At 66.3% G+C, this 20,423-nt stretch carries 32 protein-coding genes; 1 reads left to right on the top strand and 31 read right to left on the bottom strand.

From position 1 onward, the window contains the following. Positions 1-23: 23 nt before the first annotated feature. The 30 genes from rplQ to rpsJ form a co-directional block, all read right to left on the bottom strand. A complete protein-coding gene (gene rplQ / locus ACWDZ6_RS12505; protein WP_326651955.1) occupies positions 24-506 on the bottom strand; it encodes a 50S ribosomal protein L17 in 483 nt (160 codons plus the stop codon). A gap of 190 nt (positions 507-696) precedes the next feature. Further along, the gene (locus ACWDZ6_RS12500) at positions 697-1,719 is read right to left on the bottom strand and encodes a DNA-directed RNA polymerase subunit alpha (protein WP_003956430.1); all 1,023 of its coding nucleotides are present in this window, start codon (positions 1,717-1,719) and stop codon (positions 697-699) included. Positions 1,720-1,850: 131 nt separating this feature from the next. After that, positions 1,851-2,255 (bottom strand): 30S ribosomal protein S11, encoded by a 405-nt coding sequence (gene rpsK / locus ACWDZ6_RS12495; RefSeq protein ID WP_006376016.1) that lies wholly within the window; start codon positions 2,253-2,255, stop codon positions 1,851-1,853. A gap of 65 nt (positions 2,256-2,320) precedes the next feature. Further along, positions 2,321-2,701, bottom strand: a complete 381-nt coding sequence (gene rpsM, locus ACWDZ6_RS12490) for a 30S ribosomal protein S13 (protein ID WP_326651954.1) — start codon at positions 2,699-2,701, stop codon at positions 2,321-2,323. A gap of 190 nt (positions 2,702-2,891) precedes the next feature. After that, positions 2,892-3,005 carry a 50S ribosomal protein L36 gene (rpmJ, locus tag ACWDZ6_RS12485; protein ID WP_003956441.1) on the bottom strand — a complete coding sequence of 38 codons (114 nt, stop codon included), beginning with the start codon at positions 3,003-3,005 and terminating at the stop codon, positions 2,892-2,894. Between the two features lie 57 nt (positions 3,006-3,062). Next, on the bottom strand, positions 3,063-3,284 hold the full coding sequence (gene infA, locus ACWDZ6_RS12480; RefSeq protein ID WP_003956442.1) for a translation initiation factor IF-1: 222 nt from the start codon (positions 3,282-3,284) through the stop codon (positions 3,063-3,065). Positions 3,285-3,424: 140 nt separating this feature from the next. Continuing rightward, the gene (gene map, locus ACWDZ6_RS12475; RefSeq protein ID WP_326651953.1) at positions 3,425-4,267 is read right to left on the bottom strand and encodes a type I methionyl aminopeptidase; all 843 of its coding nucleotides are present in this window, start codon (positions 4,265-4,267) and stop codon (positions 3,425-3,427) included. Between the two features lie 100 nt (positions 4,268-4,367). After that, complete coding sequence (locus ACWDZ6_RS12470; RefSeq protein ID WP_366729984.1) at positions 4,368-5,033, bottom strand: adenylate kinase; 666 nt, start codon at positions 5,031-5,033, stop codon at positions 4,368-4,370. After that, positions 5,033-6,352 carry a preprotein translocase subunit SecY gene (secY, locus tag ACWDZ6_RS12465; RefSeq protein ID WP_351444878.1) on the bottom strand — a complete coding sequence of 440 codons (1,320 nt, stop codon included), beginning with the start codon at positions 6,350-6,352 and terminating at the stop codon, positions 5,033-5,035. Before secY ends, ACWDZ6_RS12470 begins: the two co-directional genes overlap by 1 nt. A gap of 251 nt (positions 6,353-6,603) precedes the next feature. Continuing rightward, a complete protein-coding gene (gene rplO, locus ACWDZ6_RS12460; RefSeq protein WP_351444880.1) occupies positions 6,604-7,059 on the bottom strand; it encodes a 50S ribosomal protein L15 in 456 nt (151 codons plus the stop codon). Between the two features lies 1 nt (position 7,060). Beyond that, on the bottom strand, positions 7,061-7,243 hold the full coding sequence (gene rpmD, locus ACWDZ6_RS12455) for a 50S ribosomal protein L30 (RefSeq protein ID WP_093594204.1): 183 nt from the start codon (positions 7,241-7,243) through the stop codon (positions 7,061-7,063). Next, positions 7,243-7,845: a 30S ribosomal protein S5 gene (gene rpsE, locus ACWDZ6_RS12450; protein ID WP_160506669.1), complete on the bottom strand. Its 603-nt coding sequence runs from the start codon at positions 7,843-7,845 to the stop codon at positions 7,243-7,245. The genes rpmD and rpsE overlap by 1 nt, the downstream gene beginning before the upstream one ends. A 46-nt stretch (positions 7,846-7,891) precedes the next feature. Continuing rightward, positions 7,892-8,275 (bottom strand): 50S ribosomal protein L18, encoded by a 384-nt coding sequence (rplR, locus tag ACWDZ6_RS12445; protein WP_093799540.1) that lies wholly within the window; start codon positions 8,273-8,275, stop codon positions 7,892-7,894. Between the two features lie 3 nt (positions 8,276-8,278). Continuing rightward, entirely contained in the window at positions 8,279-8,818 is a 540-nt protein-coding gene (rplF, locus tag ACWDZ6_RS12440; RefSeq protein WP_108151519.1) for a 50S ribosomal protein L6, read from the bottom strand. Positions 8,819-8,839: 21 nt separating this feature from the next. Further along, positions 8,840-9,238: a 30S ribosomal protein S8 gene (rpsH, locus tag ACWDZ6_RS12435; protein WP_003966947.1), complete on the bottom strand. Its 399-nt coding sequence runs from the start codon at positions 9,236-9,238 to the stop codon at positions 8,840-8,842. A 210-nt stretch (positions 9,239-9,448) separates the two neighbouring features. Beyond that, positions 9,449-9,634: a type Z 30S ribosomal protein S14 gene (locus ACWDZ6_RS12430; protein WP_003956452.1), complete on the bottom strand. Its 186-nt coding sequence runs from the start codon at positions 9,632-9,634 to the stop codon at positions 9,449-9,451. A gap of 2 nt (positions 9,635-9,636) precedes the next feature. Next, complete coding sequence (gene rplE / locus ACWDZ6_RS12425) at positions 9,637-10,194, bottom strand: 50S ribosomal protein L5 (protein WP_351444883.1); 558 nt, start codon at positions 10,192-10,194, stop codon at positions 9,637-9,639. Next, the gene (rplX, locus tag ACWDZ6_RS12420; protein ID WP_326651948.1) at positions 10,194-10,517 is read right to left on the bottom strand and encodes a 50S ribosomal protein L24; all 324 of its coding nucleotides are present in this window, start codon (positions 10,515-10,517) and stop codon (positions 10,194-10,196) included. The genes rplE and rplX overlap by 1 nt, the downstream gene beginning before the upstream one ends. Before the next feature lie 2 nt (positions 10,518-10,519). Continuing rightward, positions 10,520-10,888, bottom strand: coding sequence for a 50S ribosomal protein L14 (rplN, locus tag ACWDZ6_RS12415; RefSeq protein WP_023539336.1), 369 nt, complete (start codon positions 10,886-10,888; stop codon positions 10,520-10,522). A 115-nt stretch (positions 10,889-11,003) separates the two neighbouring features. Further along, positions 11,004-11,288: a 30S ribosomal protein S17 gene (gene rpsQ, locus ACWDZ6_RS12410; protein ID WP_326651947.1), complete on the bottom strand. Its 285-nt coding sequence runs from the start codon at positions 11,286-11,288 to the stop codon at positions 11,004-11,006. Next, complete coding sequence (gene rpmC / locus ACWDZ6_RS12405) at positions 11,288-11,512, bottom strand: 50S ribosomal protein L29 (protein ID WP_040024284.1); 225 nt, start codon at positions 11,510-11,512, stop codon at positions 11,288-11,290. The genes rpsQ and rpmC overlap by 1 nt, the downstream gene beginning before the upstream one ends. Next, positions 11,512-11,931, bottom strand: coding sequence for a 50S ribosomal protein L16 (rplP, locus tag ACWDZ6_RS12400; protein ID WP_014047785.1), 420 nt, complete (start codon positions 11,929-11,931; stop codon positions 11,512-11,514). The genes rpmC and rplP overlap by 1 nt, the downstream gene beginning before the upstream one ends. Before the next feature lie 5 nt (positions 11,932-11,936). Beyond that, positions 11,937-12,788, bottom strand: a complete 852-nt coding sequence (gene rpsC / locus ACWDZ6_RS12395) for a 30S ribosomal protein S3 (RefSeq protein WP_307661679.1) — start codon at positions 12,786-12,788, stop codon at positions 11,937-11,939. Then, positions 12,788-13,135, bottom strand: coding sequence for a 50S ribosomal protein L22 (gene rplV, locus ACWDZ6_RS12390; RefSeq protein WP_004571827.1), 348 nt, complete (start codon positions 13,133-13,135; stop codon positions 12,788-12,790). Before rplV ends, rpsC begins: the two co-directional genes overlap by 1 nt. 40 nt (positions 13,136-13,175) lie before the next feature. Further along, entirely contained in the window at positions 13,176-13,457 is a 282-nt protein-coding gene (gene rpsS / locus ACWDZ6_RS12385) for a 30S ribosomal protein S19 (protein ID WP_003966956.1), read from the bottom strand. Between the two features lie 12 nt (positions 13,458-13,469). Further along, positions 13,470-14,306 (bottom strand): 50S ribosomal protein L2, encoded by an 837-nt coding sequence (rplB, locus tag ACWDZ6_RS12380; RefSeq protein ID WP_108151510.1) that lies wholly within the window; start codon positions 14,304-14,306, stop codon positions 13,470-13,472. A gap of 39 nt (positions 14,307-14,345) precedes the next feature. Continuing rightward, the gene (gene rplW / locus ACWDZ6_RS12375; RefSeq protein ID WP_266479168.1) at positions 14,346-14,669 is read right to left on the bottom strand and encodes a 50S ribosomal protein L23; all 324 of its coding nucleotides are present in this window, start codon (positions 14,667-14,669) and stop codon (positions 14,346-14,348) included. Continuing rightward, complete coding sequence (rplD, locus tag ACWDZ6_RS12370) at positions 14,669-15,319, bottom strand: 50S ribosomal protein L4 (protein ID WP_451502810.1); 651 nt, start codon at positions 15,317-15,319, stop codon at positions 14,669-14,671. Before rplD ends, rplW begins: the two co-directional genes overlap by 1 nt. A 5-nt stretch (positions 15,320-15,324) precedes the next feature. Next, entirely contained in the window at positions 15,325-15,969 is a 645-nt protein-coding gene (gene rplC, locus ACWDZ6_RS12365; protein WP_326651944.1) for a 50S ribosomal protein L3, read from the bottom strand. A 14-nt stretch (positions 15,970-15,983) separates the two neighbouring features. Beyond that, positions 15,984-16,292 (bottom strand): 30S ribosomal protein S10, encoded by a 309-nt coding sequence (gene rpsJ / locus ACWDZ6_RS12360; protein ID WP_003948644.1) that lies wholly within the window; start codon positions 16,290-16,292, stop codon positions 15,984-15,986. A gap of 570 nt (positions 16,293-16,862) precedes the next feature. Between rpsJ and ACWDZ6_RS12355 the strand changes: the two genes are divergently transcribed. After that, positions 16,863-18,989, top strand: a complete 2,127-nt coding sequence (locus ACWDZ6_RS12355) for a PIG-L family deacetylase (RefSeq protein WP_451502809.1) — start codon at positions 16,863-16,865, stop codon at positions 18,987-18,989. A gap of 95 nt (positions 18,990-19,084) precedes the next feature. On the opposite strand, the gene tuf is transcribed toward ACWDZ6_RS12355, so the two are convergent. Beyond that, positions 19,085-20,278: an elongation factor Tu gene (gene tuf, locus ACWDZ6_RS12350; RefSeq protein ID WP_030351429.1), complete on the bottom strand. Its 1,194-nt coding sequence runs from the start codon at positions 20,276-20,278 to the stop codon at positions 19,085-19,087. Positions 20,279-20,423: the final 145 nt, after the last annotated feature.

Below are 20,423 nucleotides of genomic sequence, written 5' to 3'. Positions count from 1 at the left end.
CCCGTCCGACAGCCTCAGAACGCTCAGGCGTCCTTGGACTCGTCCGCCGGAGCGGCGTCCTCGACGACCTCGTCCTTCTTGAGGGCGTCTTCCTTGACCGCGCGCTTGGCAGCGGCCTCGGCCTCGGCAACGGTCGCCTTCTTCGCGATCTCACCCTCGACCAGCTCGATCACGGCCATCGGGGCGTTGTCGCCACGACGGCCACCGATCTTGGTGATACGGGTGTAGCCACCCGGGCGCTCGGCGTACCGCGGAGCGATCTCGGTGAAGAGCGTGTGCACGATGCTCTTGTCCGTGATCGTCTGCAGGACCAGGCGACGGTTGTGGATGTCGCCCTTCTTCGCCTTGGTGATCAGGCGCTCGGCGACCGGACGAAGGCGGCGGGCCTTGGCCTCGGTCGTGGTGATGCGGCCGTGCTCGAAGAGCGACTTCGCGAGGTTCGCAAGAAGCAGCTTCTCGTGCGCGGCGCTGCCGCCCAGACGGGCACCCTTGGCGGGCTTCGGCATGGTGTTTCTCCTTGTGTGCTGCACCGGCCGTATCAGGTACCGGTGTCAGTTCCCGCGAGGCGGCCGCCCAGCGGAAGTCGTAATCACACGCGAACGGCGCCTTCCGGCCCGTCCGGCGTTCGAGGACAAGTCCCCGGCCCCGGCACGGGGCACCCGGAAGCAAATCCCGGGCACCCCCGCCGGAGGATGATCAGTACTGCTCGGTCTCCACGAAGCCCGCGTCCGCGTCGTCGTCGGCGCCGAAGGCGTCGGCGGCGGCGGTCGGGTCGAATCCGGGCGGGCTGTCCTTGAGCGCCAGGCCCATGCCGGCCAGCTTCGCCTTGACCTCGTCGATCGACTTCGCACCGAAGTTGCGGATGTCGAGCAGGTCCGCCTCGGAACGCGCCACGAGCTCACCCACGGAGTGGATGCCCTCGCGCTTGAGGCAGTTGTACGAGCGAACGGTGAGCTCGAGCTCCTCGATCGGCAGCGCAAGATCGGCGGCGAGCGCGGCGTCCGTCGGGGACGGACCCATGTCGATGCCCTCGGCGTCGATGTTGAGCTCGCGCGCCAGACCGAACAGCTCGACCAGGGTCTTACCGGCCGAAGCCATGGCGTCACGCGGACGCATGGCCTGCTTGGTCTCGACGTCGACGATCAGCTTGTCGAAGTCGGTGCGCTGCTCGACACGGGTCGCCTCGACCTTGTACGTGACCTTGAGCACCGGCGAGTAGATGGAGTCGACCGGGATACGGCCGATCTCCTGGCCCACCTGCTTGTTCTGCACGGCGGAGACATAGCCGCGACCGCGCTCGACGGTCAGCTCCATCTCCAGCTTGCCCTTGCCGTTCAGCGTGGCGAGCACCAGGTCGGGGTTGTGCACCTCGACACCGGCCGGCGGGGCGATGTCAGCAGCGGTGACCAGGCCGGGACCCTGCTTGCGCAGGTACATCACGACCGGCTCGTCGTGCTCCGAGGAGACGACCAGCTGCTTGATGTTCAGGATGAGGTCGGTGACGTCCTCCTTGACGCCCGGCACGGTGGTGAACTCGTGCAGGACACCGTCGATCCGGATGCTGGTGACAGCAGCGCCGGGGATCGAGGAGAGGAGCGTACGGCGAAGGGAGTTGCCGAGCGTGTAGCCGAAACCCGGCTCCAGCGGCTCGATGACGAACCGCGAGCGGTACTCGTCGACGACCTCTTCGGTCAGCGAGGGACGCTGAGCGATAAGCATGAGAAATGCCTCCAGTCTTGGCACCCACTATTTGATGCCAACAGAAACAAGGGTACGGGCGGTACGGCACCTAAGCGCCGTACCGCCCGCAAACCATCCCTATTCCCCCCGTGAAGGGGGCAGGGACAGGGTCAGACGCGGCGACGCTTCGGAGGGCGGCAGCCGTTGTGCGGGGTGGGGGTGACGTCCTGGATCGAACCGACCTCGAGGCCCGTGGCCTGGAGGGAGCGGATCGCGGTCTCACGGCCGGAGCCGGGACCCTTGACGAAGACGTCGACCTTGCGCATGCCGTGCTCCTGCGCGCGGCGGGCGGCCGACTCGGCGGCCATCTGCGCGGCGAAGGGGGTGGACTTGCGCGAGCCCTTGAAGCCGACGTGGCCGGCGGAGGCCCAGGAGATCACGTTGCCCGCGGGGTCGGTGATCGAAACGATGGTGTTGTTGAACGTGCTCTTGATGTGGGCGTGCCCATGAGCGACGTTCTTCTTTTCCTTGCGGCGCACCTTCTTGGCAGCGCCCTGACGACCCTTGGGGGGCATCTATTACTCCTACGGGAGGTGGTCGGTCCTACAGCGAAGACCGCTGATGAGCGTCCGGCTGAGGACTACTTCTTGCCCGGCTTCTTCTTGCCGGCGATCGCGCGACGCGGGCCCTTGCGGGTACGTGCGTTCGTGCTCGTGCGCTGACCGTGGACCGGCAGGCCACGGCGGTGCCGCAGACCCTGGTAGCAGCCGATCTCGACCTTGCGGCGAATGTCCGCCTGGACCTCGCGACGGAGGTCACCCTCGGTCTTGAGGTTGGCGTCCACGTACTCGCGCAGCTTGACCAGGTCTTCCTCGGCCAGGTCACGAACGCGGGTGTTGGGGTCGACACCGGTGGCGGCGAGCGCTTCCTTGGACCGGGTGCGCCCGATACCGAAGACGTAGGTGAGGGCGATCTCAACGCGCTTTTCGCGCGGGAGGTCAACGCCGGAAAGGCGTGCCATTCATGGCTCCTGTTGATTTCGGAGGTCTTCCGCAGAGCCGTTCCGTGGCCGCCGACCCGAAGAGGTGGGTGGTACGGACCAGGTCCCCGGCCTCCGCCGGAGGTATCGCCAGCCCTAGGGCCAGGCGGGCTCTGCGTATGTACTTTTTACGTGCGTCGCGCGAAGAACTGCGAGTGCAGGTGGTCGTGCGTCAGCCCTGGCGCTGCTTGTGGCGCAGGTTGTCGCAGATGACCATGACCCGGCCGTGACGGCGGATCACCTTGCACTTGTCGCAGATCTTCTTGACGCTCGGCTTGACCTTCATGGGGTGAGGTTCTCCGGGTCAGTGCCGGCACCCCACGTAATGGGGTGACAGCAAGATCTACTTGTACCGGTAGACGATCCGGCCACGCGTCAGGTCGTACGGAGACAGCTCCACAACGACCCGGTCGTCCGGAAGGATACGGATGTAGTGCATCCGCATCTTGCCGGAGATATGCGCGAGGACCTTGTGACCGTTCTGGAGTTCCACCTTGAACATGGCGTTCGGGAGGGACTCGATCACGGTGCCCTCAATTTCGATGGCACCTTGCTTCTTGGCCACGCTTCGCCTTTCGAATCGGCTACCTTGATCGACTCGCGCTACCGTATGCAGACACACGGATACACAAGAGCCGACGCATCAGTCTACGACAGGGCACTCGAAAAGACGAATCCGGCAAGTCTGCCCACCCGCGGAGATCCTTAAGCGGAGGCGAGGGGGTCGGGCGCGGCCGTGATGCCCAGCTCCGCCAGCTTGGCCCGGCCGCAGTCCGGCGCCGTCAGCACCAGCGGGCCCTCCTCGGTCAGCGCGATCGAGTGCTCCCAGTGCGAGGACCAGGTGCCGTCCGTGGTGATGACGGTCCACTCGTCCTGCAGGACCTCGGTGTGCGGGGTGCCGAGCGAGACCATCGGCTCGATCGCCAGGCAGAGACCGGGGACCAGCTTCGGGCCGCGGCCGCGCTTCTTCGAGACGTAGTTGAGCAGATGGGGGTCCATGTGCATCTCGGTGCCGATGCCGTGGCCGCCGTACTCCTCGATGATCCCGTACTTGCCGGTCGCGGGACGCGGCTGACGGCGGATGTACGTCTCGATGGCGCGGGAGACGTCGATCAGCCGGTTGCCGTTCTTCATCGCGGCGATGCCGGCCCACATCGACTCCTCGGTGACCCGGGAGAGCTCGATCAGCTCCGGTGCGTGGCCGGTGCCGACGAAGGCGGTGTACGCGGCGTCACCGTGCCAGCCGTCGATGACCGCGCCGGCGTCGATGGAGATGATGTCGCCGTCCTTGAGGACGGTCTTCTCGTCCGGGATGCCGTGGACGACAACCTCGTTGACCGAGGTGCAGATCGTCGCGGGGAACCCGCCGTACCCCAGAAAGTTGGACTTCGCACCGTGGTCGGCGATCACCTTGCGGGCGACCTCGTCCAGATCCCTGGTGGTGGCGCCCGGCACCGCTGCCTCACGGGTGGCCGCGTGGATGGCCGCGACGACCAGCCCCGCCTCACGCATCTTCGCGATCTGCTCGGGGGTCTTGATCTGCACCATTGCGGCAGGCGCCTTTCTGGGTCGACTTGGCAAAGAGGCTATTCAACAATACGGCCGCGGCGCCCGTAGGACACCGCGGCCGTACTGGTGGCGGATCTGCTCAGGCCTGCGCGGCCCGGTCCACCTGAAGTGCTTCCATCGCCCGGGCCGTCACGTCGGTGACCTTGCCGAGCGCGGAGATGGTGACCACCAGGTCCTGGGCCCTGTAGTAGTCGATGATCGGCTCGGTCTGCGTGTGGTAGACCTCGAGCCGCGTGCGCACGGTCTCCTCGGAGTCGTCGTCGCGCTGGTACAGCTCGCCGCCGCACTCGTCGCAGACGCCCTCGGCCTTCGGCGGGGAGTACGACACGTGGTAGACGTGCGCGCTGTTGTTACGGCAGACACGACGGCCCGCGATCCGCTTCACGACCTCGTCCTCGGGGACCTCCAGGTCGAGCACGGCGTCCAGCTTCAGGGCCGCGCCCTTGAGGTAGTCGTCGAGCGCCTCGGCCTGCCCGACATTGCGCGGGAAGCCGTCGAGCAGGAAGCCGTTCTCGGCGTCCGGCTGCTGCAGGCGGTCCTTCGCCATCCCGACGGTGACCTCGTCGGGTACCAGCTTGCCGGCGTCCATGTACGCCTTGGCCTGCTTGCCGAGCTCCGTGCCCTGACTGATGTTGGCGCGGAAGAGGTCGCCCGTGGAGATGTGCGGGATCGACAGGTTCTTGGCAAGGAACGCAGCCTGCGTTCCCTTGCCGGCACCGGGCGGTCCGACGAGGACGATTCGCATCAGCGGAGGAACCCTTCGTAATTACGCTGCTGGAGCTGGCTCTCGATCTGCTTCACGGTCTCCAGACCCACACCCACGATGATGAGGATGCTCGTCCCGCCGAACGGGAAGTTCTGGTTCGCGCCTCCGAAGCCTGCCAACGCCATCGTCGGGACAAGAGCAATCAGACCCAGGTACAGCGAGCCCGGCCAAGTGATCCGGTTGAGCACGTAGCTCAGATACTCGGCAGTAGGGCGGCCAGCCCGGATGCCCGGGATGAAGCCACCATACTTCTTCATGTTGTCGGCGACTTCCTCGGGGTTGAACGAAATCGCCACATAGAAGAAGGCGAAGAACACGATCAGGAGGAAGTACGTGACGATGTAATACGGGTGGTCACCCTTGACGAAGTGCGTCTGGATCCAGGTCTTCCAGCCCGCCTGGGAGTTGGAGAACTGGGCGACCAGCGCCGGGATGTAGAGCAGCGACGACGCGAAGATGACGGGAATCACACCCGCCTGGTTGACCTTGAGCGGGATGTATGTGGACGTACCGCCGTACGACCGCCGCCCGATCATGCGCTTCGCGTACTGCACCGGGATACGGCGCTGAGCCTGCTCGACGAAGACCACCAGGGCGACCATCACGAAGCCGATCAGGATGACCGTGCCGAACTCGATCCAGCCCTTGGCGAGCTTGCCGGTCTGCTTGATGGCCCACAGGGCGCCCGGGAAGCCGGCGGCGATCGAGATGAACATCAGGATGGACATGCCGTTGCCGATGCCGCGGTCGGTGATGAGCTCACCGAGCCACATGACGGCCGCGGTGCCCGCGGTCATGGTCACCACCATGACGATGGTGGTGAAGATCGAGCGGTTGGGAACGATCTGGTCGGCCACCTGGCAGCCGCTGAAGAGCGCACCGCTGCGGGCGGTGGCCACCAGGCCGGTGCCCTGCAGTACGGCGAGCGCCACCGTGAGGTAACGCGTGTACTGCGTGATCTTCGCCGTGCCGGCCGAACCCTCCTTCTTGAGGGCCTCCAGCCGCGGGATGACCACGGTCAGCAGCTGCAGAATGATGCTCGCCGTGATGTAGGGCATGATGCCGAGCGCGAAGATGGTGATCTGCAGCAGCGCGCCACCACTGAACATGTTCACCAGGCCGAACAGGCTGTTGTTGCCCTTCTGGGCCGCATCCACACAGATCTGTACGTTCTGGTAATTCACCCCCGGGACCGGGATATGTGACCCCAGCCGGTACAGCACGATGATGGCGAGTGTGAAGAGCAGCTTCTTGCGCAGGTCGGGCGTCTTGAACGCCCGGGCGAACGCGGTGAGCACGGTGCCTCCTGCGACCCCCGCGCTACTGCGTCAGAGGTGACGGTATTGAGGATCGACGGATACGAATCAGGCAAATCCGCACGGTCCTGGTCGGACAGACCGAGCGGCCCGGGGGCAGAACCCCCTTTGTTTACAGCAACAGTGCACGCCACCTTACCGGCGACTGTGCCCCCCTAGGAACGACCAACCGGGGATGCCCCTTTTGGGAGGCATCCCCGGTCGGTTTTCAGCTTTCAGCCACTGAACTCGTCTCAGACGAGCTCGGTGACGGTGCCGCCGGCAGCGGCAATCTTCTCCTTGGCGGAGCCGGAGACGGCGTCAACCGCCACCTGCAGCGCCACGGAGATCTCGCCCTGGCCCAGGACCTTGACGAGGCTGTTCTTGCGTACCGCGCCCTTGGCGACCAGATCGGCCACCGTGACCTCTCCACCCTCGGGGTAGAGAGCGCCGAGCTTGTCCAGGTTCACGACCTGGTACTCGGTGCGGAACGGGTTCTTGAAGCCCTTGAGCTTCGGAAGACGCATGTGGAGGGGCATCTGCCCGCCCTCGAAGCGCTCCGGAACCTGGTAACGGGCCTTGGTGCCCTTGGTACCACGACCTGCGGTCTTACCCTTGGACGCCTCGCCACGACCCACACGGGTCTTGGCGGTCTTGGCGCCCGGGGCAGGACGGAGGTTGTGGACCTTCAGCGGGTTCTGCTCCGCCATGTCAGTCGACCTCCTCAACCGTCACGAGGTGGCGGACGGTGTGCACCATTCCGCGGAACTCGGGGCGGTCATCCTTGACAACCACGTCGTGCAGGCGCTTGAGCCCGAGCGAACGAAGGGTGTCGCGGTGGTTCTGCTTGCTGCCGATGTACGACTTCGTCTGCGTGATCTTGAGGCGAGCCATTACGCACCCGCTCCCGCACGTGCACGAAGCAGAGCCGCGGGGGCGACGTCCTCGAGGGGCAGACCACGGCGAGCCGCGATCTCCTCGGGACGCTGCAGGCCCTTGAGGGCCGCCACGGTCGCGTGCACGATGTTGATCGCATTGGACGAGCCGAGCGACTTCGACAGGATGTCGTGAACGCCAGCGCACTCGAGCACGGCACGCACCGGGCCACCGGCGATAACGCCGGTACCGGGGGAAGCCGGCTTGAGCAGGACGACGCCCGCAGCCTTCTCGCCCGTGATCGGGTGAGGGATCGTGCCCTGGATACGCGGGACCTTGAAGAAGTTCTTCTTGGCCTCTTCCACGCCCTTGGCGATGGCCGCGGGAACTTCCTTGGCCTTGCCGTATCCGACACCTACAGTGCCGTCACCATCGCCCACCACGACCAGCGCGGTGAAGCTGAAGCGGCGACCACCCTTGACAACCTTGGCGACGCGGTTGATCGCGACAACGCGCTCAACGTATGCGGTCTTCTCGGCGGCAGCGCCACCGTCGCGACCCTTCCGGTCCCGCCGCTCGCCGCCACCGGCACCGCTTCCGCGGCGCTGGGGTCCAGCCATTGGATTTACCTCTCTCTGTTACGTCCGTTAGTCCCGGAACCGGGGCTTAGAACTTCAGCCCGGCTTCGCGGGCGGCGTCAGCCAGAGCGGCAATGCGCCCGGCGTACCTGTTGCCACCGCGGTCGAACACGACGGCCTCGACACCGGCAGCCTTCGCACGCTCGGCGACAAGCGCGCCGACCTGCTGGGCCTGGGCGCTCTTGTCGCCCTCGCCACCACGGATCGAGGTGTCCAGGGTCGACGCCGACGCGAGCGTGTGGCCCGCGATGTCGTCGATGACCTGCGCAACGATGTTGCGGTTGGAGCGCGTCACGACCAGGCGCGGACGCTCCGGCGTACCGGAGACATGCTTGCGGACGCGGATGTGGCGGCGCTTGATGGCAGCGCGCTTGTACGCGTCGCCCTTGGCAATCTTTACACCGTATGCCATGGCTTACTTACCCGCCTTTCCGACCTTGCGGCGGATGACCTCGCCCGCGTACTTGACGCCCTTGGCCTTGTACGGGTCGGGCTTACGCAGCTTGCGGATGTTCGCGGCGACCTCGCCGACCTTCTGCTTGTCGATGCCCTCGACCGAGAACTTGGTCGGCGACTCGACCTTGAAGGAGATGCCCTCGGGCGCCTCCACGAGGATCGAGTGGCTGTAGCCGAGCTGGAACTCCAGGTTGGAGCCCTTCGCGGCGACGCGGTAACCGACACCGCTGATCTCGAGCGCCTTGACGTAACCCTGGGTCACGCCGGTGATCATGTTCGCCACCAGCGTGCGGGACAGGCCGTGCAGGGCCTTGTTCTGACGCTCGTCGTTCGGACGGGTGACGTTGAGAACGCCCTCCTCGCCCTTAACGATCTCGATCGGCGCGGCAACGGTGTGGGAGAGGGAACCCTTGGGGCCCTTCACGGCGACCGTACGGCCATCGATGGTGACGTCCACACCGGCGGGAACCTGGATGGGGAGCTTGCCGATTCGCGACATTAGCTTTTCCTCCGTTCCCTACTACCAGACGTAGGCGAGGACTTCCCCACCTACGCCCTTCTTGCCTGCCTGCTGTCCGGTCAGGAGACCGTGGGACGTGGAGATGATCGCCACTCCCAGGCCGCCAAGCACCTTCGGCAGGTTGGTGGACTTCGCGTACACGCGCAGACCCGGCTTGGAGATGCGCTTGATGCCGGCGATCGAACGCTCGCGGTTCGGGCCGAACTTCAGCTCCAGGACGAGGTTCTTGCCGACTTCGGCATCCTCGACCTTCCAGCCGGTGATGAAGCCCTCCTGCTGGAGGATCTCCGCGATGTGCGACTTGATCTTGCTGTGCGGCATCACGACGGAGTCGTGGTACGCCGAGTTCGCGTTACGCAGACGCGTGAGCATGTCTGCGATGGGATCAGTCATGGTCATGAATTGGCCTTCGGCCTCTCTCGCCGGGGTTTCCTGTATGCGCCATCCCTCTCCCCACTCATTGGCGGGACGGGTGCGGTGCGGGGACCTACGGCGTAGTAAGTCGGTCAGGGCGGCAGGCGCCCAACCCCACAAGCCTACGGCATGTGAGGGAGGGCTCCCGCCGACCAGATACTTACCGAGAGCCTCCGGTAATTCCCAAGTAGGGAATTACCAGGAGCTCTTGGTCACGCCCGGCAGCTCGCCACGGTGAGCCATCTCACGAAGGCACACGCGGCACAGGCCGAACTTGCGGTAGACGGAGTGGGGCCGGCCGCAGCGCTGGCAGCGGGTGTACGCGCGCACACCGAACTTCGGCTTGCGGGCGGCCTTAGCGATCAGAGCCTTCTTCGCCACGGTCAGTTCTCCTTGAACGGGAAGCCGAGGTGACGAAGCAGGGCACGACCCTCGTCGTCGTTGGTCGCCGTGGTGACCACGGTGATGTCCATGCCCCGGACCCGGTCGATCTTGTCCTGGTCGATCTCGTGGAACATGACCTGCTCCGTGAGACCGAAGGTGTAGTTGCCACGGCCGTCGAACTGCTTGGGCGACAGACCACGGAAGTCACGGATACGCGGCAGCGCGAGCGACAGCGTACGGTCCAGGAACTCCCACATGCGGTCACCGCGGAGGGTGACGTGGCAGCCGATCGGCTGACCCTCACGCAGCTTGAACTGCGCGATGGACTTCCGAGCCTTGGTGACGGCCGGCTTCTGGCCAGTGATCGTGGTGAGGTCGCGGATGGCGCCCTCGATCAGCTTGGAGTCGCGGGCGGCGTCGCCCACACCCATGTTGACCACGATCTTGACGAGACCGGGAATCTGCATGACGTTCTCGTACGAGAACTCCTCACGCAGCTTGCCCGTGATCTCCTCGCGGTACTTCGTCTTGAGACGCGGAGTCGTGGTGGTAGTCATCAGATGTCCTCACCCGTCCGCTTGGCAACGCGGATCTTGTTGCCCTCGTCGTCGAAGCGGTAACCGACGCGCGTCACGACCTTGTTGCCGTCCTTCTCCACGACGAGCTGAACGTTGCTCACGTGAATCGGGGCCTCGGTCGTCACAATGCCACCGGTCTGCGAACCGCGAGCGGTCTGGCCGGCCTTGGTGTGCTTCTTGACCCGGTTGACACCCTCGACGAGGACACGGTTCTCAACAGGGTAGGCCACGATGACCTTGCCCTGCTTGCCCTTGTCCTTACCGGTGATGACCTGAACCAGGTCGCCCTTCTTGATCTTCATGCTTACAGCACCTCCGGCGCGAGCGAGATGATCTTCATGAACTTCTTCTCGCGCAGCTCACGGCCCACCGGGCCGAAGATACGGGTGCCGCGAGGGTCGCCGTCGTTCTTGAGAATGACGGCGGCGTTCTCGTCGAAGCGGATGTACGAGCCGTCCTGACGACGACGCTCCTTGACGGTGCGAACGATGACCGCCTTGATGACGTCACCCTTCTTCACGTTGCCACCGGGGATCGCGTCCTTGACGGTGGCGACGATGACGTCACCGATGCCCGCGTAGCGGCGACCGGAACCACCGAGAACACGGATGCAAAGGATCTCCTTGGCACCAGTGTTGTCGGCGACACGCAGTCGCGACTCCTGCTGGATCACGTCTATCTCCTGATCGTCTGCCGGTTCCCGGCGGGGGCCGGCTGTTTCTGAATGTCACAGCGCAGCCCCCGCCGAGCCTGGCGGAACTGACTTGAAGGGTTACCCCTTCAAGTAATTACTTGGCCTTCTCGAGGATCTCGACGATGCGCCAGCGCTTGGTCGCCGACAGCGGACGCGTCTCCATGATGAGGACGCGGTCGCCGACGCCGGCAGCGTTCTGCTCGTCGTGCGCCTTGAGCTTGTTCGTACGGCGGATGACCTTGCCGTACAGCGCGTGCTTGACGCGGTCCTCGACAGCGACGACGACGGTCTTGTCCATCTTGTCGCTGACGACCAGACCCTCGCGGGTCTTGCGGAAACCGCGGTCGGTCTTGTTCTCGGTCACGTTGCTCTCGCTCATCAGGCGCTCTCCACCGTCTCGATGCCCAGCTCGCGCTCACGCATCAGGGTGTAGATCCGCGCGATGTCCTTGCGAACGGCCTTCAGCCGGCCGTGGTTCTCGAGCTGACCGGTCGCCGCCTGAAAGCGGAGGTTGAACAGCTCTTCCTTGGCCTCGCGAAGCTTGGCAACAAGCTCCTCGTCGCCCAGTTCGCGCAGCTCGGACGCCTTAGTAACGGCCGCCATCACGACTCACCTGCCTCGCGCCGCACGATCCGGCACTTCATCGGAAGCTTGTGAGCAGCGCGGGTAAGCGCCTCACGCGCAATCTTCTCGTTCGGGTAGGACAGCTCGAACATCACCCGACCGGGCTTGACGTTCGCGATCCACCACTCGGGGGAGCCCTTACCGGAACCCATGCGGGTCTCGGCAGGCTTCTTCGTCAGCGGGCGGTCCGGGTAGATGTTGATCCAGACCTTGCCGCCACGCTTGATGTGGCGGGTCATCGCGATACGAGCCGCCTCGATCTGGCGGTTGGTCACGTACGCCGGAGTGAGGGCCTGAATGCCGTACTCGCCGAACGCAACCTGCGTACCACCCTTGGACATACCGCTGCGCTTGGGGTGGTGCTGCTTGCGGTGCTTGACCCTACGGGGGATCAGCATTTCGGTCAGGCCTCCGTTCCGGTGCTCTCAGCAGCCGGAGCAGCGGCAGCGGCGGGAGCCTCGGCCTTGGGGGCCTCGGCTGCCGGCGCAGACTGCTGCGGCTTGCGACCACCGCGGCCGCCCCGCTCGCCACCACGACCGCCACGGCCACCGGCCGGACGGTCGCCGGCGCCACCACGGGCCGGGCGGTTACCCGCACGGGCCGCAGCGTTCTCGGCGCGGACCTCGGCGATGTTCTTGACGTCGCCCTTGTAGATCCAGACCTTCACACCGATACGGCCGAAGGTCGTCTTGGCCTCGAAGAAGCCGTAGTCGACGTTCGCACGGAGCGTGTGCAGGGGCACGCGGCCCTCGCGGTAGAACTCCGAGCGGGACATCTCGGCGCCGCCGAGACGGCCGCCGCACTGGATCTTGATGCCCTTGGCGCCGGCCTTCATCGTGCCCTGCATGCTCTTACGCATGGCGCGACGGAAGGAGACGCGGGAGGAGAGCTGCTCGGCGACGGCCTGGGCCACCAGCTGAGCGTCCACCTCGGGGTTCTTGACCTCGAGGATGTTCAGCTGGACCTGCTTGCCGGTCAGCTTCTCCAGCTCGCCACGGATGCGGTCGGCCTCGGCGCCACGGCGGCCGATGACGATGCCCGGGCGGGCGGTGTGGATGTCAACGCGGACGCGGTCGCGGGTGCGCTCGATCTCAACCTTCGAGATACCGGCTCGCTCCATGCCCTTCGTCATCATGCGACGAATGGCGACGTCTTCCTTGACGTAGTCCTTGTACAGCTTGTCGGCGTACCAGCGGGACTTGAAGTCCGTGGTGATGCCGAGCCGGAACCCATGCGGGTTAACCTTCTGGCCCATTACCGGGTTCCTTCCTTGCTGCTGACGACCACGGTGATGTGGCTGGTCCGCTTACGGATCCGGTAGGCACGGCCCTGAGCACGCGGACGGAACCGCTTCAGGGTCGGACCCTCGTCCACGTACGCCTCGCTGATGACCAGCGAAGAGGCGTCGGTGTGGTCGTAGTTGTGTGCAGCGTTGGCAATGGCGCTGTCAAGCACCTTGCCAACCGGCACGCTCGCGGCCTGCGGGGCGAAACGCAGGACCGCCTGAGCCTCCGTGGCATCCATGCCACGGATGAGGTCCACCACTCGGCGGGCCTTCATGGGCGTGACGCGGATGTACCGCGCCTGGGCCCTGGCTTCCATGGTTGTCCCTTCGGTGTAAGTCATAGTCAGTCACCCCGCGTTAGCGGCGCTTCGACTTCCGGTCGTCCTTGACGTGGCCGCGGAAGGTGCGAGTCGGCGAGAACTCGCCGAGCTTGTGGCCGACCATCGACTCGGTGACGAACACCGGGACGTGGATCTTGCCGTTGTGCACCGCGATCGTGTGGCCGAGCATGGCCGGGACGATCATCGAGCGACGGGACCAGGTCTTGATGACGTTCTTGGTGCCGGCTTCGTTCTGGACATCCACCTTCTTGATGAGGTGTCCGTCGACGAAGGGCCCCTTCTTGAGACTGCGCGGCATCTAAACCCGCTCCTAGCGCTTCTTGTTCGTCTTGCGGCGGCGGACGATGTACTTGCTCGATGCCTTCTTCGGCGAGCGAGTACGACCCTCCTTCTGACCCCACGGGCTGACCGGGTGGCGACCACCGGAGGTCTTGCCCTCACCACCACCGTGCGGGTGGTCAACCGGGTTCATCGCGACACCGCGGACGGTCGGGCGAACGCCCTTCCAGCGCAGACGGCCGGCCTTGCCCCAGTTGATGTTCGACTGCTCGGCGTTGCCGACCTCGCCAATGGTGGCGCGGCAGCGGGCGTCGACCAGCCGGATCTCACCGGAAGGCATACGAAGGTGGGCCATCGTGCCCTCCTTCGCCAGCAGCTGCACGGAGGCACCCGCGGAACGGGCGAACTTCGCGCCGCCGCCGGGCCGCAGCTCGATGGCGTGGATGGTCGTACCGACCGGGATGTTGCGCAGCGCCAGGTTGTTGCCGGGCTTGATGTCGGCGGCCGGGCCGTTCTCGACACGGTCGCCCTGCGTCAGGCCCTTGGGCGCGATGATGTAGCGCTTCTCGCCGTCTGCGTAGTGCAGAAGCGCGATGCGCGCGGTGCGGTTCGGGTCGTACTCGATGTGAGCGACCTTGGCCGGCACGCCGTCCTTGTCGTGACGACGGAAGTCGATCACGCGGTAGGCGCGCTTGTGGCCACCGCCCTGGTGACGGACGGTCACACGACCGGTGTTGTTACGGCCGCCCTTGCTGTGCAGGGGGCGGACCAGCGACTTCTCCGGCGTGGACCGCGTGATCTCGACAAAGTCGGCGACGCTGGAGCCACGACGGCCCGGGGTCGTCGGCTTGTACTTGCGGATACCCATTTCTCAGTCCTCGTCCGATTCCGGACGACTCGACCTCCGTCAGGAGGTCGGGCCGCCGAAGATGTCGATTCGGTCGCCCTCAGCGAGGGTCACGATGGCGCGCTTGGTGTTGGCGCGCTTGCCGAAACCGGTCTTGGTGCGCTTGCGCTTACCCTGACGGTTGATCGTGTTGACCCCGGTGACCTTGACCGAGAAGACCGCCTCGACGGCCTGCTTGATCTGGGTCTTGTTGGAGCCGGGCGCGACGATGAACGTGTACTTGTTCTCGTCGAGCAGGGCGTAGCTCTTCTCGGAGACAACCGGCTTGACGAGAACGTCGCGCGGGTCCGTGAAGGTCTTGCTGGTGACGGTCGCCTCGGACATCAGGCGTCGCTCCCTTCGGTCTCAGCGGCCTTGGGGCCAGACACGAAGGACTCGAAGGCGGCCTTGGTGAAGACCACGTCGTCCGAGACGAGCACGTCGTACGTGTTCAGCTGGCCCGGCTCCAGGAGGTGCACCTGGGGCAGGTTGCGGGCGGAGAGCCACGCGGCCTCGTCGGCCCGCTCGACAACCAGGAGCACGTGCTTGCGCTCGCTGATCTTGCCCAGCAGGGTCTTCGCGGCCTTGGTGGAGACCTCGCCCTCGATCACGCCGGTGACGACGTGAATACGGGAGTTGCGGGCCCGGTCGGAGAGGGCACCGCGCAGGGCGGCGGCCTTCATCTTCTTCGGGGTCCGCTGCGAGTAGTCACGCGGCGTGGGGCCGTGGACGACGCCACCGCCGGCGAACTGCGGCGCACGGGTCGAACCCTGACGGGCGCGGCCGGTGCCCTTCTGACGGTAAGGCTTCCTACCGCCACCACGGACCTCGCCACGGCGCTTGACCTTGTGCGTGCCCTGACGGGCGGCGGCCAGCTGCGCGACGACGACCTGGTGGAGCAGCGGGATGCTGACCTTGGCGTCGAAGATCTCGGCCGGGAGCTCGACGGTCCCGGACTTGTCGCCGGAGGGCGACAGAATGTCAATGGTGCTCATAGTCCTCAGACCCCCTTGGCCGCAGTGCGGACGAGGACGAGGCCGCCGTTCGGACCAGGAACCGCGCCCTTGATGAGCAGCAGGCCCTTCTCCGCGTCAACCGCGTGGATGGTCAGGTTCTGGGTGGTGACCCGCTCGTTGCCCATGCGGCCCGCCATGCGCATGCCCTTGAAGACACGCCCAGGGGTGGCACAGCCACCGATGGAGCCGGGAGAGCGGTGCTTGCGCTGGGTACCGTGACCGGCGCCGAGGCCCTTGAAGTTGTGACGCTTCATGACACCGGCGAAGCCCTTGCCCTTGCTCTTGCCCGTGACGTCAACCTTGACGCCGGACTCGAACACCTCGGCAGTGATCTCCTGGCCGAGCGTGTACTCGCTGGCGTCGGAGGTACGGAGCTCCACCAGGTGGCGGCGCGGGGTCACGTCGGCCTTGGCGAAGTGGCCCTTGAGGGGCTTGTTCACCTTGCGCGGGTCGATCTCGCCGAAGGCGATCTGGACCGACTCGTAGCCGTCGGAGTCATTCGTACGGACCTGGGTAACGACGCAGGGCCCGGCCTTGACGACGGTCACCGGGACGACACGGTTGTTCTCGTCCCAGACCTGGGTCATGCCGAGCTTCTCGCCCAGGACGCCCTTGATCTGCTTTGCCATCTCTTCCGCGCCTCTCAGAGCTTGATCTCGATGTCAACGCCGGCCGGAAGGTCCAGGCGCATCAACGAGTCAACGGTCTTGGGCGTCGGGTCGAGAATGTCGATCAGGCGCTTGTGCGTGCGCATCTCGAAGTGCTCGCGCGAGTCCTTGTACTTGTGCGGCGACTTGATGACGCAGTACACGTTCTTCTCAGTGGGCAGCGGCACCGGGCCCGCGACCGACGCACCAGTGCGGGTCACCGTCTCGACGATCTTCTTCGCCGAGGAGTCGATGACCTCATGGTCGTAGGCCTTGAGCCGGATGCGGATCTTCTGTCCCGCCATGGCTACTAGTAGTCCTGTCTCTCGAAACGCTCTGGAACCCGAGGGCTGCGCTCTTTGCAAGCGCCGTTCTCTCCGACCCACGCGGTCGGGCGTGTCGCATTCCCTCTACGAAGATCTCCCGAAGGATTTCCCAGCCAAGGGGTGCGGGCCTGAGACCGCGAGCCGGGGGGAAACTCCCACCGGGTGCCTGGTTTGCACCCCGCTGACACTTCCCGAAAGATTCCCGTACGTCCGCCTCAGCGCTGCCTTACGGCAGATAGGGCGACGAGTACTGTGGGACTCGCTTCCGGTCCTCCCGACGGGAGGCGCGCAACATCGGCACTCAACCGAGCAACCTGGCTAGTGTGCCATATGGGGCAGAGCCCTGGCCAATCGCGGCCGGAGAGCGTACCCCACCGGCCCGCTCCGCACCCACAAGCAGCCGACGCCCAGGCAACCTTGCGTGTCGAAACGCCGTCTAGTTGAGCGCGGACCGGCTCTGACCAGCCCGTCCGCCATCATCTGAGATTAACGGTACGCAGCACGGGGGGCCCGTTTGCCCGCTGCGAGCGGAGCGGACGGAGCGGACAGATGCAGATCGCGCATGCCCTGGGGAAGGCTGCCGCGCGTTTCACCGGCCCGAGCAGACGAAATGTGCTCACCGCCACAGCCGTTGTCGCCACGGCGGCGGCCCTCAGCTCGTGTTCCGTGCCCGCACCGCGGCGCGCCGCTCCGACGGCCGACCCCGCGCCGGGCATGCCGATCTCCACCTCCCGGCGGGCGCAGCTGATGCAGATCCTGGCCCACCCGGACGACGATCTGTACTTCATGAACCCCGACACCCAGCGGATGCTGGACGCCGGGATTCCGCTGGTCTGCGTGTATGTCACCGCCGGCGAGGCGGACGGCGTCAACAAGGCGCCCGGCCGGCCGCGGCCGGCCGCCGACAAGAGGGCCTACTCCTCCGCACGCCACCAGGGGCTGCGGCAGGCGTACGCGACACTGCTCGGGCTGCCCAGGTTCACCGACTGGCAGCAGGGCGTCGCCACGCTGCGCGGCGACCGGCGCGCCGAGATAAACACTCTTGCCAACGGCTCCCGCCGGGTCGAGCTGATCTTCCTCAACCTCGCGATGCACACCACGCGCGGCGGCCGCATGGGCCTGCCCGCCCTGTGGAAGGACCGGGAGCAGAATCTCCCGACCGTCATCGCCGAGGACTCCACCGTGCGCAAGCCTGGCACGTACGACTACGACCAGCTCATCGACGTACTCGTGGGGCTGCTGGACCGCTACCGGCCCACGGTCGTGCAGACCCTGGACCCCGACCCGGACATCCAGCACAGCGACGAGGCGACCCGTAGGAAGGACAGCGAGCAGCGCGGCTACTCGGACCATGCGGACCACACCGCGGTGGCCTCCTTCAGCTGGGCGGCCCTGGTGCGCTGGGTGGCCGAGGCGACCCAGGAGGGCGGCCGGGTGCCCGCCTTCGTCGCCACGTCGTTCCGCGGTTACTACAACCGCCACTGGCCCAAGAACCTGCCGGAGAGCGTGCTCGGGCACAAGGCCGCCAGTCTGGTCCCGTACGGCGGCGACCCCGACTGGAAGTGCGGCAATGCCGCGGGCTGCGGCGACTACAACGTCGGCGGCAAGCGTCCGCTGACCAACAAGAAGGGCTGGGTGCGCTCCACCCACCACCGCTACCCGGGGGCGCGCCCGGCGGTCGCCGCGCAGCCCGACGGCAGGCTCGCCGCCTACGGAGTGCTGGGGCTGCGCGCGGTGCGCTGGCTCGAGAGCGAGCGCGGCAGCGGCCGCTGGGGCGACCCGGACGACCTCGGCGGTGGTCCGCTCGCGCCGACGCTCGGCGCGGCGACGCTGAAGGACGGCCGGCAGCTGCTCTTCGGGCTGCGTTTCTCGGCTCTCGGCGGCCGCGGCGGCGCCAACAGCAGGGAGATCGTGCTGCTGGAACAGCGTTCCGCGGGCGGCCCCTTCCTGCCCTGGCAGGGGCTCGGCAATCCGGAGCGCGGCGACGACCGGGGCCGGCGGATCGGCGTGCCGGTGGCGGTCACGGCCCCCGACGGCCGCGTCCATCTCTTCGTACGCAACGCGGACCAGGGCATCAGCACGCGGGTCCGCGACACGGAGGGCCGCTGGGACCGCTGGGAAGACCTTCAGGGCGGCGAGATCCAGGACGGACTGTCCATGGTGGTGGACGGGACCGGGCGCGTACATGTCTTCGGTGCCGGGCACGACAGCGTGCACCACTGGACACAGGACGCGCCGGGACAGCCGCTCACCCATCAGCCGGCCGGGCCACTGCCGGTCTCCGTGGACAGTCCCACCGCGGTGGCCGGCCCCAACGGCACTGTGGAGCTGCTGTACCGCGTGGAGCGTGTCACGAAGTCCGGGGGACCCGGGACGGCCTCCCCCGCGCTGACATCCGTGCGCTCCGACGGAGTCCGCACCCCCGGCGTCCGCTTCGACGGCTACGGTCCGGTGAGCGCGGCGGCGGCCCCGCACGGACCGGTACTCCTCGGCAAGGACCTCGACGGACAGCTCCAACTACGGGTCGCGGGAAGGGTGTTGACCCGCAGGAAGGGCACACTGCCGTCGCTGGACACACCGGCCCTGCACCTCGGCGGCTCGGGTGCCACGGTCGTGGGTCTGGGAGCGGACGCCCACCCCTGGACCTGGTCGCCCGAGGCAGGAACCGCCGGCTAGCCGCGGCCTCGGGCGGCAACGCAACGCGAAGGGCCCCGCACCAGTGTGCGGGGCCCTTGCTGATGCTCCGGGGAGCAACCAGATCAGATCAGCAATTACTTGTTGATCTTGGTGACCTGGCCGGCGCCGACGGTCCGGCCACCCTCACGGATGGCGAACTTGAGGCCCTCCTCCATGGCGACGGGCTGGATCAGCTCGACGGTCATGACGGTGTTGTCGCCCGGCATGACCATCTCGGTGCCCTCGGGGAGGGTCACCACGCCGGTCACGTCCGTGGTACGGAAGTAGAACTGCGGGCGGTAGTTGTTGAAGAACGGGGTGTGACGGCCACCCTCGTCCTTCGACAGGATGTAGGCCTGGGCCTCGAAGCTGGTGTGCGGCGTAACCGAACCCGGCTTGATGATGACCTGGCCGCGCTCGACATCCTCGCGCTTGATGCCACGGAGAAGCAGACCGACGTTCTCACCGGCCTGGCCCTCGTCGAGCAGCTTGCGGAACATCTCGATGCCGGTGACCGTGGTGGTGGTCTTCTCGGTCTTGATACCGACGATGTCGACGGTCTCGTTGACCTTGAGGACACCACGCTCGATACGACCGGTGACGACGGTGCCACGACCGGTGATCGTGAAGACGTCCTCGATCGGCATCAGGAACGGCTTGTCGACGTCACGCTCGGGCTGCGGGATGGACTCGTCAACGGCCTTCATCAGGTCGAGAACGGTCTGGCCCCACTCGGCGTCGCCCTCGAGCGCCTTGAGCGCCGAGACCTTGACGACCGGCAGGTCGTCGCCCGGGAACTCGTACTCGGAGAGGAGCTCACGCACCTCGAGCTCGACGAGCTCCAGGATCTCCTCGTCGTCCACCATGTCGGCCTTGTTCAGGGCGACAACGATGTACGGAACGCCGACCTGGCGGGCCAGGAGCACGTGCTCCTTGGTCTGCGGCATCGGGCCGTCGGTGGCGGCGACCACGAGGATGGCGCCGTCCATCTGCGCCGCACCCGTGATCATGTTCTTGATGTAGTCCGCGTGACCGGGGCAGTCGACGTGCGCGTAGTGACGCGACTCGGTCTGGTACTCGACATGCGCGATGGAGATGGTGATACCGCGCTGGCGCTCCTCAGGAGCCTTGTCGATCTGGTCGAAGGCCGAGGCCTCGTTCAGGTCCGGGTACGCGTCATGCAGCACCTTGGTAATGGCGGCCGTGAGGGTCGTCTTACCGTGGTCAATGTGACCGATGGTGCCGATGTTGACGTGCGGCTTAGTCCGCTCGAACTTCGCCTTCGCCACTGGGTCCTCCTGTGGAGTGGTTCTGTACGCCTTGCTTCATCGGCGCCAGGTGATCTTTGCTGGGATGCCGGGGCCCGGGGGCGTCCGCCGCATTGCTCTCGCTCTGCGCCGGACGCCCGTCCAGGCACCGGTGACAAGCCTAAAG

It is taken from the genome of Streptomyces sp. NPDC002926 (assembly GCF_053591755.1).
The sequence above is the reverse complement of the archived record's forward strand: the minus strand, read 5'-3'. Positions and strand labels throughout refer to the sequence as shown.

Bases quoted from the DNA above. Each gene is read 5' to 3' on its own strand.
- rplQ (WP_326651955.1), bottom strand. From the start codon at position 506: ATGCCGAAGCCCGCCAAGGGTGCCCGTCTGGGCGGCAGCGCCGCGCAC.
- ACWDZ6_RS12500 (WP_003956430.1), bottom strand. From the start codon at position 1,719: ATGCTTATCGCTCAGCGTCCCTCGCTGACCGAAGAGGTCGTCGACGAG.
- rpsK (WP_006376016.1), bottom strand. From the start codon at position 2,255: ATGCCCCCCAAGGGTCGTCAGGGCGCTGCCAAGAAGGTGCGCCGCAAG.
- rpsM (WP_326651954.1), bottom strand. From the start codon at position 2,701: ATGGCACGCCTTTCCGGCGTTGACCTCCCGCGCGAAAAGCGCGTTGAG.
- rpmJ (WP_003956441.1), bottom strand. From the start codon at position 3,005: ATGAAGGTCAAGCCGAGCGTCAAGAAGATCTGCGACAAGTGCAAGGTG.
- map (WP_326651953.1), bottom strand. From the start codon at position 4,267: ATGGTGCAGATCAAGACCCCCGAGCAGATCGCGAAGATGCGTGAGGCG.
- ACWDZ6_RS12470 (WP_366729984.1), bottom strand. From the start codon at position 5,033: ATGCGAATCGTCCTCGTCGGACCGCCCGGTGCCGGCAAGGGAACGCAG.
- rplO (WP_351444880.1), bottom strand. From the start codon at position 7,059: ATGGCGGAGCAGAACCCGCTGAAGGTCCACAACCTCCGTCCTGCCCCG.
- rpmD (WP_093594204.1), bottom strand. From the start codon at position 7,243: ATGGCTCGCCTCAAGATCACGCAGACGAAGTCGTACATCGGCAGCAAG.
- rpsE (WP_160506669.1), bottom strand. From the start codon at position 7,845: ATGGCTGGACCCCAGCGCCGCGGAAGCGGTGCCGGTGGCGGCGAGCGG.
- rplR (WP_093799540.1), bottom strand. From the start codon at position 8,275: ATGGCATACGGTGTAAAGATTGCCAAGGGCGACGCGTACAAGCGCGCT.
- rplF (WP_108151519.1), bottom strand. From the start codon at position 8,818: ATGTCGCGAATCGGCAAGCTCCCCATCCAGGTTCCCGCCGGTGTGGAC.
- rpsH (WP_003966947.1), bottom strand. From the start codon at position 9,238: ATGACCATGACTGATCCCATCGCAGACATGCTCACGCGTCTGCGTAAC.
- rplE (WP_351444883.1), bottom strand. From the start codon at position 10,194: ATGACTACCACCACGACTCCGCGTCTCAAGACGAAGTACCGCGAGGAG.
- rplX (WP_326651948.1), bottom strand. From the start codon at position 10,517: ATGAAGATCAAGAAGGGCGACCTGGTTCAGGTCATCACCGGTAAGGAC.
- rpsQ (WP_326651947.1), bottom strand. From the start codon at position 11,288: ATGAGCGAGAGCAACGTGACCGAGAACAAGACCGACCGCGGTTTCCGC.
- rpmC (WP_040024284.1), bottom strand. From the start codon at position 11,512: ATGGCGGCCGTTACTAAGGCGTCCGAGCTGCGCGAACTGGGCGACGAG.
- rplP (WP_014047785.1), bottom strand. From the start codon at position 11,931: ATGCTGATCCCCCGTAGGGTCAAGCACCGCAAGCAGCACCACCCCAAG.
- rpsC (WP_307661679.1), bottom strand. From the start codon at position 12,788: ATGGGCCAGAAGGTTAACCCGCATGGGTTCCGGCTCGGCATCACCACG.
- rplV (WP_004571827.1), bottom strand. From the start codon at position 13,135: ATGGAAGCCAGGGCCCAGGCGCGGTACATCCGCGTCACGCCCATGAAG.
- rpsS (WP_003966956.1), bottom strand. From the start codon at position 13,457: ATGCCGCGCAGTCTCAAGAAGGGGCCCTTCGTCGACGGACACCTCATC.
- rplB (WP_108151510.1), bottom strand. From the start codon at position 14,306: ATGGGTATCCGCAAGTACAAGCCGACGACCCCGGGCCGTCGTGGCTCC.
- rplW (WP_266479168.1), bottom strand. From the start codon at position 14,669: ATGTCCGAGGCGACCGTCACCAGCAAGACCTTCACGGACCCGCGCGAC.
- rplD (WP_451502810.1), bottom strand. From the start codon at position 15,319: ATGAGCACCATTGACATTCTGTCGCCCTCCGGCGACAAGTCCGGGACC.
- rplC (WP_326651944.1), bottom strand. From the start codon at position 15,969: ATGGCAAAGCAGATCAAGGGCGTCCTGGGCGAGAAGCTCGGCATGACC.
- rpsJ (WP_003948644.1), bottom strand. From the start codon at position 16,292: ATGGCGGGACAGAAGATCCGCATCCGGCTCAAGGCCTACGACCATGAG.
- ACWDZ6_RS12355 (WP_451502809.1), top strand. From the start codon at position 16,863: ATGCAGATCGCGCATGCCCTGGGGAAGGCTGCCGCGCGTTTCACCGGC.